We start from the raw sequence: 15927 nt of genomic DNA, 5'->3' as shown, positions 1-15927 counted from the left end.
AAGTGTCTAGCCACGGGCGCTGGAGCAGACGTGTGGTCTTAACCCCGCCCGCGATACGTCGCGACGCCCTGATCCGGCACCCAGATGCCCTTCGGCAATCGTCCGGTCTGGAAGAACACGTCGATCGGGATGCCGCCGCGCGGATACCAGTAGCCGCCGATGCGCAGCCATTTCGGCTTGATCTCGTCCGTGATCCGCTTGCCGATCATGACCGTGCAGTCCTCGTGGAATGCGCCATGGTTGCGGAAGCTCGCCGCGAACAGTTTCAGCGATTTGGATTCCAGCAGCCAGCGACCGGGCACGAAGTCGATCACCAGATGGGCGAAATCCGGTTGGCCCGTCACCGGGCAGATCGAGGTGAATTCCGGCACCGTGAAGCGTACCAGATAATCGGTACCAGCCTGCGGATTGGGCACGCGGTCGAGCTGCGCCTTTTCCGGCGTGTCGGGCCATTCCACCGCGCGACCGAGTTGCAGGCCGGGGGAGGTGGTTGATTTGGTGGATTTCTTTGCCATCAGGGGTCTCCGTGGCGTCCTCTTATCCAATGCGGGGGCGCCCGTCACCCGGCCTTTTCCCCCTCGATGCATTGCGCTAGAAGCACCGCCATCTGCCCCCGCACTGCCACAAGAGGTTCTCATGACTGACATCGTCGACATCATCGGCCGCGAAATCCTGGATAGCCGCGGCAACCCCACGGTCGAGGTCGATGTGGTGCTGGAGGACGGGTCGATCGGCCGCGCGGCGGTGCCGTCGGGTGCCTCCACCGGCGCCCATGAGGCGGTGGAACTGCGCGACGGCGACAAGTCGCGCTATCTCGGCAAGGGCGTCGAGAAGGCGGTTGCCGCCATCAACGGCGAGATCTTCGAGGCACTCAGCGACCAGGCCGTCGAGGAGCAGGTCGCGATCGACGAGATCATGATCGAGCTCGACGGCACGCCGAACAAGAGCCGGCTCGGCGCCAACGCCATCCTCGGCGTCTCGCTGGCCTGCGCCAAGGCGGCCGCTGAATCCTTCGACATGCCGCTCTATCGCTACGTCGGCGGCACCTCGGCGCGGACGCTGCCGGTGCCGATGATGAACATCATCAATGGCGGCGTGCATGCCGACAACCCGATCGACTTCCAGGAATTCATGATCCTGCCGGTCGGCGCCAGCAGCTTCGCCGAAGCGCTGCGCTGCGGTTCGGAAATCTTCCACACCCTGCGCGGTGAACTGAAGAAGGCCGGCCACAACACCAATGTCGGCGACGAGGGCGGCTTCGCGCCGAACCTGCCGTCGGCCGACGCGGCGCTCGAGTTCGTCATGAACGCGATCGGCAAGGCCGGCTACAAGGCCGGCGACGACGTCGTGCTCGGCCTCGACTGCGCCTCCACCGAATTCTTCAAGGAAGGCGCCTACGTCTATGGCGGCGAGAACAAGACCCGCTCGCGTTCGGAGCAGGTGAAGTATCTCGCCGATCTGGTCGGCCGCTATCCGATCGTCACCATCGAGGACGGCATGTCGGAGGACGACATGGACGGCTGGAAGGAACTGACCGACGCGATCGGCAACAAGTGCCAGCTGGTCGGCGACGATCTGTTCGTCACCAACGTCACCCGGCTTGCCGACGGCATCAAGCACGGCCGCGCCAATTCGATCCTGGTCAAGGTCAACCAGATCGGCACGCTGACCGAAACGCTGGCGGCGATCGAGATGGCCTACAAGGCCGGCTACACTGCCGTGATGTCGCACCGCTCCGGCGAGACCGAGGACTCCACGATCGCCGACCTCGCGGTCGCCACCAATTGCGGGCAGATCAAGACCGGCTCGCTGGCGCGCTCTGACCGCACCGCCAAGTACAACCAGCTGCTGCGTATCGAACAGCAACTCGGCACCCAGGCGAAATACGCGGGCAGGGCGGCCCTGAAGGCGCTGGCCTGAACCTTTTTCAGGACACGGCGTCCGACGAACTCAAGCGGCGAGTATCACGCCGGTCACGTTAGTGCTTGAAGCAGGTTTCGTCGCTCGAAATATTCACTGCCGCCGGCGAGAGTCCTCTGGTGGCAGGAGTTGTTGCGCCTCTTGTGGGTTCGGGGCGGAGCCCATGCTCAGCCTCGAATTCCTTGACCAGCCTGACGATCCGGGAATTGACGGTCACGAAGCGATCGTCGCCAAGCTCCGCGCATTTCCGGAGAAACTCCTGCTCCTTGTTGCCCTCGACGATCGCCTTCATCTTCTCGAGGACTTTCTCAATCGCGACGCCGAACATCGTTCGTTGCTTTGATGGTTTCGTCGTCGTGGACTTCTTCTTCGTTGTCTTCTTTGCCGTCACCGATGTTTTCGCCCGCGCCTTTCTTGCCATAGCTTGCTCCTATCCATCAGTTCAGGGTTCGTGATCCGAGCCGGTCGATGATGCTCCGGTAGATGGCGTCGTCGATGGCCCGGTTGCTCCGCTCGCTCGCTGTCGATGGACGCGCAGGTGCCAGGCCTCCAAGCAATCCGGGCGTGGGAACCGGCGCTGCCTTCGGTGCGGGCGGCAGCGACATCGCGACAATGACCTTATGGATGTCTTTTCGCATCGACGTTGCGCCGAGCGAGGCACCGGACACGTTGAACAGATGATTCAAGGGCGTGAGGGTCACCTGAGGCGTCACCGAGCCCGTGATGGTCGTTTGAAAATTGAACGTGTCCGCGATCGTCGGAACCTTGTCGCCATCTTTCGAACCGGTGAGGCGTTGGTACTCATTGAGGTCGACAAACGTCTCGACCAACTCGCCAAGACCGATCCTGCCGCTCACCGGATAGGCAAAATTCTCGGGCGACCCATCTTCGGTGCAACGGCTTGGACGAAAGTTGATCAATTCGCCGAACGTGTCGTTGACACGGAATAGCCGGACCGTCTGGCGTTGCAGATCGCTGGATCCCTTGGCCGGCATGCTGAAAGTGCCGCTGCTCAACAGGTTCGCGAAATCCACCTCTGCGGCGACAGTATTTTGTTCGGTGATATCGAACGTAAAATCATAGCTGATGGCCGCGCGCTCGTACTTGACGATGTTGGCACGCACCCTCGGAGGCAATTCATAGAGGTGCTGATCGAGTTGATCGAGGGAAAGCTGATTGCTTTCGAGCCGCTGCATGAAGTCGGTCAATTCCGCCTTCCTGAGATAGTCGATGATCGCTTGCTTGATCGCGGCGCGAGCCTCGCATCGAATGTGATGAACGATCTCGCGCGTGGCCAACCGGGTGACGTCGTCGGGCAAAGGATGGATCGCGCACCCAGCCATTCCCAGCGCGCAGCAAAGCGGGAGAGCAAATCGCAACATGTGAAACACGCTTTGATAGAAATGATCGATAGGCATCTAATATTGGTTGCTATCCTAGGATCAGTTTGATTGCGGAGTCTGTGATATTTTGGCAACTGTTCAACAATAGGTTGTGCAGGGATCGAGTTGCGAGGGTGCTAAGGCGGTGCCCTGAAACTTGCTGTTTGAAGCGGCCGATCGCTGGACTTCATTGCCGGCTCGGCCCATATCGGCTGGGCCGTACGCTCCGCAGGGAGCATGTCGCGCCGGGCAAAAACGAATTCCAGGGAGAACGTATGATGAGTGACGGCAAGAGCGGTCTGCAGCTGCGTTCGCTGCTCAAGAAGGATGGCGAACTGGAATTGTCGCTGGTCAATGTCCCGACCCCCGAGCCAGGCCCCGACGAGGTCGTGGTCCGGGTCGAGGCGAGCCCGATCAATCCGTCCGACCTCGGTCTCTTGATCGGCCCGGCCGACATGGCCGCCGCCAAGGTCTCCGGCAGCAAGGAATTGCCTGTGGTGACCGCGCGCGTGCCGGATGCGGCGCTGCCGGGCCTTGCCGCCCGGCTCGACGAGTCGATGCCGGTCGGCAATGAAGGCGCCGGCGTCGTCATCAGGACCGGTTCGTCGGACGCCGCGAAGGCGCTGATGGGCCGGACGGTCGCGATGATCGGCGGGGCGATGTATGCGCAATACCGCACGCTGCGCGTCACCGAATGCCTGCCGTTGCCCGAGGGCACGACGCCCGCGGAAGGCGCGTCCTGCTTCGTCAATCCGCTGACCGCGCTCGGCATGACCGAGACGATGCGGCGCGAGGGCCACAAGGCGCTGGTGCACACGGCGGCAGCGTCGAACCTCGGCCAGATGCTGAACCGGATCTGCCTCAAGGACGGCATCGGCCTCGTCAACATCGTGCGCAACAAGGAGCAGGCCGATATTCTGCACAAGATCGGTGCCAGACACGTCGTCGATTCCAGCGCGCCCGATTTCATGGACAAGCTTACCGGTGCGCTGGTCGAGACCGGCGCGACCATCGCCTTCGATGCGATCGGCGGCGGCAAGCTCGCCGGCCAGATCCTGGTCGCGATGGAGACCGCGATCAACAAATCCGCCAAGGCCTACAGCCGCTACGGCTCGAACACGCACAAGCAGGTCTATATCTACGGCAGCCTCGACACCCGCTCGATCGAGCTGCCGCGCGGCTTCGGCATGGCCTGGGGTGTCGGCGGCTGGCTCTTGTTCCCGTTCCTGATGAAGATCGGTCCGGAGGCGGGCAACTCGCTGCGCCAGCGCGTGGTGGCCGAGTTGAAGACCACCTTCGCCAGTCACTACACCAAGGTGGTGTCGTTGCAGGAAACCCTGCAGCTCGACAACATCGCCGTCTACGGCAAGCGCGCCACCGGCGAGAAATTCCTGATCAATCCGAACAAGGGCGCGTAACCGCGCGGAGGCTAAAGCGCGATGAGATTAAGTTGAATCGTCATCGCGCGCTTTGGATTCTTGTTTGAGCATGATCCTTCCGGAAAACCGCTTCGCACTTTTCCGGATCATGCTAGTCGCGCTCGAACGCCAATGCCCTGGAGCGCTTGTGACGCTCCAGGGCATGGCCGATCAGCACATCCATCAGTGCGGATTGCGGCAGGCCGCTGGCCTCCCACAGCCGGGGATACATGCTGATGTTGGTGAAGCCGGGCAGGGTGTTCGCCTCGTTCACGAACGCCTCCTCGCCGTGCAGGAAGAAGTCGATGCGCGCCATGCCTTCGCAACCCAGCACACGAAACGTCTTGATCGCGAGCTCCCTGATGCGATCCGCGACAGCCGGCGGGACGTCGGCGGGCACCTGAAGCAAGGCGCCCTCCGCATCGAGGTATTTCGCGTCGTAGGAGTAGAAGCCGTGCTTGTCGGACGGCACGATCTCGCCGAGTTGGGAGGCGCGGATGTGGCCCTCGGCATCCTCGAGCACGGAGCACTCGATTTCCCGGATCGGCGCAACACAGCGTTCGATCAGGAGCTTGGTATCGAAGCGGAACGCCAGTCTGCAGCCTGCCTCGAACTCCGCCGCATCGCGCGCCTTCGACACGCCGACCGATGATCCCATGTTGGCAGGCTTGACGAACAGCTCCTGCGATCCGAGGGCGTTGACCGCGTCGTCATAGCTGACGGGAGCCGCGGCGGACATCACGACAAAGGGAACGATCGGCAATCCCGCCTCGCGCAGCAGGCGCTTGGCGATATCCTTGTCCATGCCGGCCGCCGAGCCCATCACGCGCGAGCCGACATAGGCGACGTCGGACAGTTCCAGCGCCCCCTGCACGGTGCCGTCCTCGCCGTTCGGGCCATGCAGCACCGGGAAGACGACGTCGAACGCCGGCAATTCCGCCGGCGCCGCGCCCGGCCCCTGCAGCACCACGACACGGCCCTGGCCGCCCGGCAGCAGTGCGAGCTGGGGCCCATGATCCGGAATGGTCAGCGCGCCGCCACCCGCGCCCGCGCCGTTTCCGGCATCGGCGACGATCCAGCGGCCATCCCGGGTGATGCCGATCGCCGTGACCTCATAGCGATCCGGGTCGAGCGAGCGAAGCACGTTCGCCGCCGACGCCCGCGACACGTCATGTTCGGCGGATCGTCCGCCGAACAGGATTGCAACCCGTCTCTTGCGCTCTGCCATTTCCGGTCAGCCCGATGGTGCGTGGAATCCGGCGACAGTATGGTTGGAAGAACGTGTCGACAATTGGCCCCGGGGCCGTGCCCGGCGCAGGTTTCGGTTGGAAGACGCGCTCCCCGGGCACCGTGGCACCGTGCGCGCGCTTGAGCCGTGGCGGCTCATGGCCGTACGGTCAATTCCGTGAACGCTGCGTTTCCGGAATTGGATGATCCATGCACTTGCATCTTTCTTGATGCGCCGGTAGGTGAGATAAGCGAGTTTCACGCGAACCCGAGGGGGAATTTGCTATGGCCTATAACATCGTCACCATCGTCGGCAGCATCCGCAAGGAGAGCCTGTCGCTCAAGATCGCCAATGCGCTGGCCAAGCTCGCGCCCGCTTCGCTGCAGCTCGACGTCACGACGCTTCAGGGCATTTCCTTCTTCAACCAGGACCTCGAGGGGGCCCCGCCGGCGGACTGGCTCGCCTTCCGCGAGAAGCTGCAGAAGTCGAACGGCGTGCTGTTCGTGACCCCGGAATACAACCGCTCGATCCCGGGCGTGCTGAAGAACGCGATCGACGTCGCCTCGCGGCCCTATGGCAAGAGCTCGTTCATCGGCAAGCCGATCGGCATCATCGGCAATTCGCCGGGCCCGCTCGGCGGCGTCAGCGCGGTGAAGCATCTGCAGAACATCCTGCCGGGGATTTCCGGTCCGATCCTCGGCCAGCCGGAAGCCTATCTCAACGGCGTCGGCGATGCTTTCGACGACAAGGGCGAGCTGACCAAGGAGTCGCTCAAGGGCGTGCTGCAGCAGTATCTCGACGCCTTCGCGGCCTTCGTCGAAAAGCAGAACCGCTGAGCGCATATCCGGAAAAGTGCGCAGCGCCTTGCTGGTCAAGTGGCCGCGCTTTAGCACTCCATTAACCCCATGGCCGCATCTTTGCGGCCATGGTCTCCCGTACACGCCTCAAATCGATTCTGACCGGGCTCGCGCTCTACACGCTGGCGGCGCTGATGGTCGGCTATTTCGGCGTCAACGCCTACACCGGCAAATACGGCCTGAACGCGCGCCAGGAGCTCGATCAGGAAATCATCGCGCTGACCTCGGAGCTCGCGCGGTTGAAGAAGGAACGCGCCGAGGGCGAGCAGCGGGTGTCGCTGTTGCGGTCGGACCGGGTCGATCCCGACATGCTGGACGAGCGCGCGCGCTTCCAGCTCGACTACGCCAACCCGCGTGATCTGGTTCGGATCAACAAGTCGAACTGACGCGTTCTCAAATTTCAAAAACAATCGCGCACTATCACAAAAGTGTCGCGCCGCGCTGCACTGCGGCATAGCAAAATTCCATCGGGCGAACGCAATCCTTCCAAGGTGATTTGAGTTGGGTTAGAGAGGGTTCTTCGACTTCTCTCACCCGGAATTGCCATGGCCGCACCCAAGAAAAGCGTCGCGAAGGAATCAGGTCAGGACAAGGCTGGCTCTCCCCCCGAATTCAGCAGGGAGCAGGAGCTCAAGGCACTGCGGGACATGCTCCTGATCCGGCGCTTCGAGGAGAAGGCCGGTCAGCTCTACGGCATGGGCGCGATCGGCGGCTTCTGCCATCTCTATATCGGCCAGGAAGCGGTCGTGGTCGGCATGCAGATGGCGCTGAAGCAGGGCGACGAGGTCATAACGGGCTACCGCGACCACGGCCACATGCTGGCCTGCGACATGGAAGCCAGGGGCGTGATGGCAGAACTGACCGGACGCCGCGGCGGCTATTCCCGCGGCAAGGGCGGCTCCATGCACATGTTCAGCAAGGAGAAGCATTTCTACGGCGGTCACGGAATCGTGGGCGCGCAGGTGTCGCTCGGCACCGGCCTTGCGTTCGCCAACCGCTATCGCGGCAACGATAACGTCAGCGTGACCTATTTCGGCGACGGCGCGGCCAATCAGGGCCAGGTCTACGAAAGCTTCAACATGGCCGAACTGTGGAAGCTGCCGGTGATCTACGTGATCGAGAACAATCGCTATGCGATGGGCACCGCGGTGTCGCGCGCCTCGGCCCAGCAGGACTTCTCCAAGCGCGGCGTGTCTTTCAACATCCCCGGCAAGCAGGTCGACGGCATGGACGTACGTGCGGTCAAGGCCGCCGCCGATGAGGCCACGGCATGGTGCCGAGGCGGCAACGGTCCGATCATCCTGGAGATGCAGACCTACCGCTACCGCGGCCACTCGATGTCCGATCCCGCGAAGTACCGCACCCGCGAGGAAGTCGAAAAGGTTCGTCACGACCATGACCCGATCGAGCAGGTGCGCAACCGCTTGCTGGCCTCAGGCGTGAGCGAGCAGGATCTGAAGGCGATCGACGGCGAGGTGCGCGAGATCGTCAACGAAGCCGCCGACTTCGCGCAGCACGATCCGGAGCCGGATGCATCCGAGCTCTACACCGACATCTACCGCTGACCCCACCCGCGCAGAAGAATTTCAAGACCGATTTCGGGAGCCGATATGCCCATTCAAGTGCTGATGCCTGCGCTGTCGCCCACCATGGAGAAGGGCAACCTCGCCAAATGGCTGAAGAAGGAAGGCGAGACCATCAAGTCCGGTGACGTCATCGCCGAGATCGAGACCGACAAGGCGACGATGGAGGTCGAGGCCACCGACGAGGGCACGCTCGGCAAGATCCTGATTCCGGAAGGCACCGCCGATGTCGCGGTGAACACGCCGATCGCCACCATCCTGGCCGATGGCGAAAGCGCCGCCGACCTCGCCAAGGTGCCCGCGGCTCCTGCGCCGAAGGCTGCGGAGGCGCCTGCTGCTGAAGCCAAGCGAGATGCAAAGGCGGAAGCGCCGCAGCCCGCGGCGAAGGCGCCGGCTGCACCGGTCAGCGAAGCACTGCCCGATCCGGAAATCCCGGCGGGCACCGAGATGATCACCCAGACCATCCGCGAGGCGTTGCGCGATGCGATGGCCGAGGAGATGCGCCGCGACGGCGACGTCTTCATCATGGGCGAGGAGGTCGCCGAGTATCAGGGCGCCTACAAGGTGACGCAGGGCCTGTTGCAGGAGTTCGGCGCGCGGCGCGTGATCGACACGCCGATCACCGAGCACGGCTTTGCCGGCGTCGGCGTCGGCGCGGCGATGGCCGGACTGAAGCCGATCGTCGAGTTCATGACCTGGAACTTCGCCATGCAGGCGATCGACCAGATCATCAACTCCGCCGCCAAGACGCTCTATATGTCCGGCGGCCAGATGGGCTGCTCGATCGTGTTCCGCGGACCGAACGGCGCCGCCGCGCGCGTTGCGGCCCAGCACAGCCAGGACTACGCCGCCTGGTACTCGCAGATCCCGGGCCTCAAGGTGATCGCGCCGTACTCGGCCGCCGACTACAAGGGCCTGCTCAAGGCCGCGATCCGCGATCCCAATCCGGTGGTCTTCCTCGAGAATGAAATGCTGTACGGCCACACCGGCGAGGTGCCGAAGCTGCCCGACTTCGTGGTGCCGATCGGCAAGGCGCGCATTGCCCGCGCCGGCAAGGACGTCACCATCGTCTCCTGGGCGATGGGCATGTCCTACGCGCTGAAGGCCGCCGACGAGCTCGCCAAGGAAGGCATCGAGGCCGAGGTGATCGATCTGCGCACCATCCGTCCGATGGACACCGAGACCGTCATCAACTCGGTGAAGAAGACCGGCCGCGCGGTCACGGTGGAGGAGGGCTGGCAGCAGAGCGGTGTCGGCTCCGAGGTCGCCGCGCGCATCATGGAGCATGCGTTCGACTATCTCGACGCGCCGGTCGCGCGTGTCTCAGGCAAGGACGTGCCGATGCCCTACGCGGCCAATCTCGAAAAGCTCGCCCTGCCTTCCGTCGCCGAGGTGGTCGCGGCCGCCAAGGCCGTGTCCTACCGGTAGCGCCGATGGCCGGTCCCAAGGAGCAGCCGCTGCCGCCCGACGTGATGGGCCGCGACGACGCCGTCGAGGTGCTGCGCGCGTTTGTCGTCGACGGCGGGCTGTCGATCGCGTTCCAGCGCGCCTTCGAGGAGCCGGACATGTGGGGGCTGATGCTCGTCGACATCGCCCGTCACGCTGCGCGCGCCTATTCGCGCGAGAGCGAATACACCGAGGACGAAGCGCTCGCGCGCATCGTCGAGATGTTCGAAGCCGAAATCGCCCGGCCGACCGACATGGGCCAAACCAAACCGCGGTCGCAACAAGGTCACTGACAATGCCGATCAATATTCTCATGCCCGCGCTGTCGCCGACGATGGAAAAGGGCAACCTCGCCAAGTGGCTCAAGAAAGAGGGCGACAAGGTCAAGTCCGGCGACGTGATCGCGGAGATCGAGACCGACAAGGCGACGATGGAAGTCGAGGCGGTCGATGAAGGCACGATCGCCAAGATCCTGGTGCCCGAGGGCACCCAGGACGTGCCGGTCAACGACGTGATCGCTGTCCTGGCCGGCGATGGCGAGGACGTGAAGGCGGCAGCCAGCGCCGGAGCCGGCGCAGCACCTGCGCCGAAGCCCGCCGAGCCCCCGAAGCCTGCCGCCCAGGCCGCGGCTGCCGCTGCACCTGCTCCGACGGCAGCTCCGGCGCCGTCCGCGGCGCCGGTACCACAGCCCGCTGCGGCGCCCGCCGCGCAGGCCAACGGCCACGCCCGCGTGTTCTCGTCGCCGCTGGCGCGCCGATTGGCAAAGGAAGCCGGCATCGATCTCGGCCGCATCACCGGCACCGGCCCGCACGGCCGCGTCATCGCGCGCGACGTCGACGACGCCAAGTCCGGCAAGGGCCTGAAGGCGCCGGCGGCCGCGCCCGCCGCGGCTGGCCCGAGCATCGCGCCGTCAATGTCGGACAAGCAGATCCTGGCGCTGTTCGAGCCCGGCTCCTACGAGGTCGTGCCGCATGACGGCATGCGCCGCACCATCGCGCAGCGTCTCACCGCCTCGGTGCAGAACGTCCCGCACTTCTACCTGACCATCGACTGCGACATCGGCAAGCTGCTCGCCGCGCGCGAGGAGATCAACGCGGCTGCGCCGAAGGACAAGGAGAAGAAGCCGCTCTACAAGATCTCGGTCAACGATTTCGTCATCAAGGCGATGGCGGTCGCGCTGCAGAAGATCCCGAACTGCAACGTCAGCTGGACCGAAGGCGGCATGCTCAAGCACAAGCATTCCGACGTCGGCGTCGCGGTGGCGATGCCGGGCGGCCTGATCACGCCGATCATCCGCAAGGCCGAGACCAAGACGCTGTCGACCATCTCCAACGAGATGAAGGATTTCGCCGCCCGCGCCCGCGCCCGCAAGCTGAAGCCGGAAGAATACCAGGGCGGCACCACCGCGGTGTCCAACCTCGGCATGTACGGCATCAACCACTTCACCGCCGTGATCAACCCGCCGCACGCTTCGATCCTCGCGGTCGGCACCTCGGAGGAGCGTCCCGTCGTGCGTGGCGGCAAGATCGAGATCGCGAACATCATGAGCGTCACCTTGTCGTGCGATCACCGCGCGATCGACGGCGCGCTCGGCGCCGAGCTGATCGGCGCCTTCAAGCAGCTGATCGAAAACCCCGTGATGATGATGGTGTGACGGGCATCAGCCATGTACGCGATGTCAGGTCCGTACGTTCTGCTCGCCGCCATCGCCGTTGCGCTGCTCGTCGCGGTCAACCGCGACCTGATATCGACGTTCCAGTTCAGGCTCATGATGATCGGTGCTGGCGTGCTGGCGCTGGCGTGGACCATATTCCTCGGTACGGTGTGGCAGGAGTACCGATGAATGGCCGGCACGGCCCGCACGCGCTGGCCCTGGATCTCGCTGCTGCTGTCGGCTGTGCTGGTGCTCAACCCGGTCGGGTTGGATCTGGTGCACTCCGCGTTCTTCGCCGGCGAACAGCTGGCGCGGAACATCGCCCAGCCGATCGTGCCGACGGCCCTGGCCATCATGGCCGTGGTAATCGGGTTCGAATGGCTGGTCAGGTCATTGATCGCAAGAAGCCGCGCCCGCGGCGCCACAGATTGAGTTGAACGGGAGCCGCCATGGCCGACACATCCTTCGACGTCATCATCATCGGCTCCGGCCCCGGCGGCTACGTGACCGCGATCCGCGCCGCGCAGCTCGGGTTCAAGACCGCGATCGTGGAGAAATCCTATCTCGGCGGCATCTGCCTGAACTGGGGCTGCATCCCGACCAAGGCGCTGCTGCGCTCGGCGGAGATCTACCACTACATGCAGCACGCCAAGGATTACGGACTGTCGGCGGACAATGTCGGCTTCGATCCGAAGGCCGTGGTGCAGCGTTCGCGCGGTGTCTCGAAGCGCCTCAATGACGGTGTCGGCTTCCTGATGAAGAAGAACAAGGTCACGGTGATCTGGGGCGACGCCACGATCGACGCACCCGGCAAGATCACCGTGAAGAAGTCCGCGGTCGAGGCGCCGAAGGGCGCCAGCGGCGAGGGCAGCTACCAGGCCAAGCACATCATCGTCGCGACCGGCGCGCGGCCGCGCGTGCTGCCCGGGCTCGAGCCCGACAAGAAACTGATCTGGACCTATTTCGAGGCGATGGTGCCGGAGCGGATGCCGAAATCGCTGCTGGTGGTGGGCTCGGGCGCGATCGGCATCGAATTCGCCTCGTTCTTCCACACCATGGGCGCCGACGTCACCGTGGTCGAGGTGCTGCCGCAGATTCTCCCGGTCGAGGATGCTGAGATCGCCGGCCTGGCGCGTAAGCGCTTCGAGAAGATGGGCATCAAGATCATGTCCTCGACCAAGGTGACCAAGCTCGAGAAGAAGGCCGACAGCGTGGTCGCGACCATCGACGACGGCAAGGGCCAGCCGCAGACCAAGGAATTCGAGCGCGTGATCTCGGCGGTCGGCGTGGTCGGCAATATCGAGAATCTCGGGCTGGAGAAGCTCGGGGTGAAAACCGACCGCGGCTGCATCGTGATCGACGGCTACGGCAAGACCAATATCCCCGGCATCTACGCGATCGGCGACGTCGCGGGTCCGCCGATGCTGGCGCACAAGGCCGAGCATGAGGGCGTGGTCTGCATCGAGGCGATCAAGGGCCTGCATCCGCATCCGATGGACAAGCTGCTGATCCCGGGCTGCACCTACTGCAACCCGCAGGTCGCCTCAGTTGGCCTGACGGAAGCCAAGGCCAAGGAAGGCGGCCGCGAGATCCGCGTCGGCCGATTCCCGTTCGTCGGCAACGGCAAGGCGATTGCGCTCGGCGAGGACCAGGGCCTCGTCAAGGTGGTGTTCGACAAGAAGACCGGGCAGCTGCTCGGCGCGCATATGATCGGCGCCGAGGTCACGGAGCTGATCCAGGGCTATGTCGTGGCGATGAACCTGGAGACCACCGAAGAGGAGTTGATGCACACCGTATTCCCGCATCCGACCTTGTCGGAAATGATGAAGGAAGCGGTGCTCGACGCCTACGGGCGCGTGCTGAACATCTGAGGCCGCGGACGGCGGCCGCGGTCCCGTCATCCCCGCGCAAAGGCTTCGCCTTTGTCGCTGGAGGAGCGCGGAGCGCGTCTCGAAGGATGTACGGCCCGGATCGATCGGCGGGCCGTTCGCCCTTCGAGACGGCCGCTTCGCGGCCTCCTCCGGGTGACGGGTCTGGCAGGGACGAATTCATCAAGAGCAAGAAAGAGCGCACCTCGTGAAAGACAACGACAACCTCACCATCGAACGCCCGACCTTCGTGACCCATCTCGAATGCGCGATGGAGGGCGATCATTATGCAGCCGACCAGGTGCACAATCTCTCCAAGGCCGGTAAGCCGCTCTTGGTGCGCTACGATCTGGCCGGGGTGAAGAAGGCGCTCACGAAAGAAGCGCTGGCCGAGCGACCGGCCGACCTGTGGCGCTATCGCGAGCTGCTGCCGGTGCGCAAGTGCCAGGACATCGTCAGCCTCGGCGAAGTCACGACGCCGCTGATCCGGTTGCCGAAGCTTTCAGCGCGACTTGGCGGCGGCGAGATCATCGTCAAGGACGAGGGGCGGCTGCCGACCGGCTCGTTCAAGGCGCGCGGTCTCGTGATGGCGGTGTCGATGGGCAAGGCGCTCGGCATCAAGCACATGGCGATGCCGACCAACGGCAATGCCGGCGCGGCGCTCGCCGCCTACGCGACCTCCTGCGGCATCAAGACCACGATCTTCTGCCCGGCGGATACGCCGGAGGTGAATGTCAGCGAGATCGAGCTGCAGGGCGCCACCGTCTACCGCGTCAACGGCTATATCGACGATTGCGGCAAGATCGTCGGCGAGGGCAAGGCCAAGGTCGGCTGGTTCGATACCTCGACCCTGAAGGAGCCGTACCGGATCGAGGGCAAGAAGACGATGGGCCTCGAGCTCGCCGAGCAGCTCGGCTGGGACGTGCCCGACGTGATCTTCTATCCGACCGGTGGCGGCACCGGGCTGATCGGGATGTGGAAGGCGTTCGACGAGCTCGAGAGGATCGGCTTCATCGGCTCGAAGCGTCCGCGCGTGGTCGCGGTGCAGGCCTCCGGCTGCGCGCCGATGGTGCGGGCCTATGAGGCCGGCACCGAGCATGCGGCACGCTGGGAGGACGCCCACACCATCGCCTCGGGCATCCGCGTGCCGCAGGCGATCGGCGACTTCCTCATCCTGCGCGCGGTGCGCGAGAGCAAGGGGTTTGCGATCGCGGTCGATGACGACAAGATCAGCAACGCGCTCAACGAGGTCGCCCGCGAGGAGGGCCTCCTGTTGTGCCCCGAGGGTGCTGCGACCTATGCTGCCTACAAGCAGAGCCTTGCCGACGGCCGCGTCACGAAGACCGACCGCGTGATGCTGTTCAATTGCGCCAGCGGCCTGAAATACCCGCTGCCGCCGGTGACCCGCGCGCTCGACCGGCACAAGCCGATCGACTTCTCGCAGTTCTAACCTGTTGTTGCAGTCGTCATTGCGAGCGCAGCGAAGCAATCCATCTCACCGCCTGCTGGACCACGGATTGCTTCGTCGCTTCGCTCCTCGCAATGACGGTGTCATTTGATGGAGTGAACGATGCGTCGAATCCTGTTGGCTGTTTTGGCCGCGTTTGTGACGCTGGTCGGCCCTGCACACGCGGAAACCTGGCCCGCGCACCCGATCACCATCGTGGTGCCGTTCGCTGCCGGCGGTCCGTCGGATGCCATGGCGCGCATTCTCGCCGAGCGGATGAAGCAGTCGCTAGGTGAGGTGGTCCTGATCGAGAACGTGACCGGAGCGGGCGGTTCGCTCGGCGTCGGCCGCGCGGTGCGCGCGGCGCCGGACGGCTACACCGTCTCGTTCGGCCATCTCGGGACCCACGTCGCAAACGGCGCGATCTACAAGCTCGGCTACGACCTCGTCGATGATCTCGAACCGGTCGTGCTGCTGCCGAGCAACCCGATGATCATCGTCAGCAAGAACACCGTGCCGGCGAAGTCGCTGAAGGAGCTGCTGGCGTGGCTACAGTCGCTGCCGGCGCCGCCGACCGCGGGCACCGCCGGCGCCGGCAGCGGCAGCCATATCGCCGGGGTCTATTTCGAGAACGTCTCCGGCATCAAGCTGCAATACGTGCCGTATCGCGGCACCGGGCCCGCGCTGAACGACCTCGTCGCCGGCCAGATCGATATCATCATCGATCAGACCTCGAACTCGATCAATCAGGTCCGCGCCGGCAACATCCGCGCCTATGCCGTCACCGATTCCAAGCGGGTCGCGAATGCGCCGGAGGTGCCGACGGTCGACGAGGCCGGCCTGCCAGGCTTCCACATGACGCTGTGGTCCGGCCTCTGGGTACCGAAGGGCACGCCGAAGGAGATCGTGGCCAGGCTCAACACCGCTGCGATCCAGGCGCTGCGTGATCCCGCCGTGAAGAAGCAGCTCGAGAATCTCGGCCTGCAGATGCCGCCGCAGGACCAGCTGAAGCCGGAGGCACTTGGTGCCTGGCAGAAGGCGGAAATCGCAAAGTGGTGGCCGATGATCAAGGCGGCGAATGTGAAGGTGGAGTGAAGACGCAACGTCGTGCCGGCCTTCGCCGG

General features: G+C 64.4%; 17 protein-coding genes. 13 read left to right on the top strand and 4 right to left on the bottom strand.

Annotated elements, in window-relative coordinates; translation table 11 throughout:
* Positions 1-38 precede the first annotated feature (38 nt).
* Positions 39-515: an NADPH-dependent 7-cyano-7-deazaguanine reductase QueF gene (queF, locus tag JQ507_17235; GenBank protein ID QRI73084.1), complete on the bottom strand. Its 477-nt coding sequence runs from the start codon at positions 513-515 to the stop codon at positions 39-41.
* 121 nt (positions 516-636) lie between these two features.
* Here queF and eno point away from each other — a divergent pair, with 121 nt between their 5' ends.
* Positions 637-1920, top strand: a complete 1284-nt coding sequence (eno, locus tag JQ507_17230; protein ID QRI73083.1) for a phosphopyruvate hydratase — start codon at positions 637-639, stop codon at positions 1918-1920.
* Positions 1921-1978: 58 nt separating this feature from the next.
* On the opposite strand, the gene JQ507_17225 is transcribed toward eno, so the two are convergent.
* A complete protein-coding gene (locus JQ507_17225; GenBank protein QRI73082.1) occupies positions 1979-2341 on the bottom strand; it encodes a hypothetical protein in 363 nt (120 codons plus the stop codon).
* 16 nt (positions 2342-2357) lie between these two features.
* On the bottom strand, positions 2358-3338 hold the full coding sequence (locus tag JQ507_17220; GenBank protein ID QRI73081.1) for a hypothetical protein: 981 nt from the start codon (positions 3336-3338) through the stop codon (positions 2358-2360).
* 242 nt (positions 3339-3580) lie between these two features.
* Here JQ507_17220 and JQ507_17215 point away from each other — a divergent pair, with 242 nt between their 5' ends.
* Complete coding sequence (locus JQ507_17215) at positions 3581-4720, top strand: zinc-binding dehydrogenase (GenBank protein ID QRI73080.1); 1140 nt, start codon at positions 3581-3583, stop codon at positions 4718-4720.
* 112 nt (positions 4721-4832) lie between these two features.
* Here the strand turns inward: JQ507_17215 and JQ507_17210 are convergent, their stop codons facing one another.
* Complete coding sequence (locus JQ507_17210) at positions 4833-5948, bottom strand: D-alanine--D-alanine ligase (GenBank protein ID QRI73079.1); 1116 nt, start codon at positions 5946-5948, stop codon at positions 4833-4835.
* A gap of 284 nt (positions 5949-6232) precedes the next feature.
* Between JQ507_17210 and JQ507_17205 the strand changes: the two genes are divergently transcribed.
* The 11 genes from JQ507_17205 to JQ507_17155 all read left to right on the top strand — a co-directional run bounded on the left by JQ507_17205 (position 6233) and on the right by JQ507_17155 (position 15898).
* The gene (locus JQ507_17205; GenBank protein ID QRI73078.1) at positions 6233-6784 is read left to right on the top strand and encodes an NAD(P)H-dependent oxidoreductase; all 552 of its coding nucleotides are present in this window, start codon (positions 6233-6235) and stop codon (positions 6782-6784) included.
* A gap of 89 nt (positions 6785-6873) precedes the next feature.
* Positions 6874-7191: a septum formation initiator family protein gene (locus tag JQ507_17200; GenBank protein ID QRI73077.1), complete on the top strand. Its 318-nt coding sequence runs from the start codon at positions 6874-6876 to the stop codon at positions 7189-7191.
* Between the two features lie 159 nt (positions 7192-7350).
* Positions 7351-8370 (top strand): pyruvate dehydrogenase (acetyl-transferring) E1 component subunit alpha, encoded by a 1020-nt coding sequence (gene pdhA / locus JQ507_17195; GenBank protein QRI73076.1) that lies wholly within the window; start codon positions 7351-7353, stop codon positions 8368-8370.
* Between the two features lie 45 nt (positions 8371-8415).
* Complete coding sequence (locus tag JQ507_17190) at positions 8416-9816, top strand: pyruvate dehydrogenase complex E1 component subunit beta (protein QRI73075.1); 1401 nt, start codon at positions 8416-8418, stop codon at positions 9814-9816.
* Between the two features lie 5 nt (positions 9817-9821).
* Complete coding sequence (locus JQ507_17185; protein ID QRI73074.1) at positions 9822-10127, top strand: DUF5076 domain-containing protein; 306 nt, start codon at positions 9822-9824, stop codon at positions 10125-10127.
* Between the two features lie 2 nt (positions 10128-10129).
* Complete coding sequence (locus JQ507_17180; protein ID QRI73073.1) at positions 10130-11488, top strand: pyruvate dehydrogenase complex dihydrolipoamide acetyltransferase; 1359 nt, start codon at positions 10130-10132, stop codon at positions 11486-11488.
* Positions 11489-11500: 12 nt separating this feature from the next.
* Positions 11501-11677 (top strand): hypothetical protein, encoded by a 177-nt coding sequence (locus JQ507_17175; GenBank protein ID QRI73072.1) that lies wholly within the window; start codon positions 11501-11503, stop codon positions 11675-11677.
* Entirely contained in the window at positions 11678-11920 is a 243-nt protein-coding gene (locus JQ507_17170; protein QRI73071.1) for a hypothetical protein, read from the top strand.
* A 17-nt stretch (positions 11921-11937) separates the two neighbouring features.
* Positions 11938-13359: a dihydrolipoyl dehydrogenase gene (lpdA, locus tag JQ507_17165; GenBank protein ID QRI73070.1), complete on the top strand. Its 1422-nt coding sequence runs from the start codon at positions 11938-11940 to the stop codon at positions 13357-13359.
* Between the two features lie 205 nt (positions 13360-13564).
* Positions 13565-14806, top strand: a complete 1242-nt coding sequence (locus JQ507_17160; GenBank protein ID QRI73069.1) for a threonine synthase — start codon at positions 13565-13567, stop codon at positions 14804-14806.
* A gap of 120 nt (positions 14807-14926) precedes the next feature.
* On the top strand, positions 14927-15898 hold the full coding sequence (locus JQ507_17155) for a tripartite tricarboxylate transporter substrate binding protein BugD (GenBank protein QRI73068.1): 972 nt from the start codon (positions 14927-14929) through the stop codon (positions 15896-15898).
* Positions 15899-15927 lie beyond the last annotated feature (29 nt).

The sequence above is a fragment of the Bradyrhizobium sp. PSBB068 genome (assembly GCA_016839165.1).
GTDB lineage: Bacteria > Pseudomonadota > Alphaproteobacteria > Rhizobiales > Xanthobacteraceae > Bradyrhizobium.
This window is presented reverse-complemented; position numbering and strand designations above follow the sequence as displayed.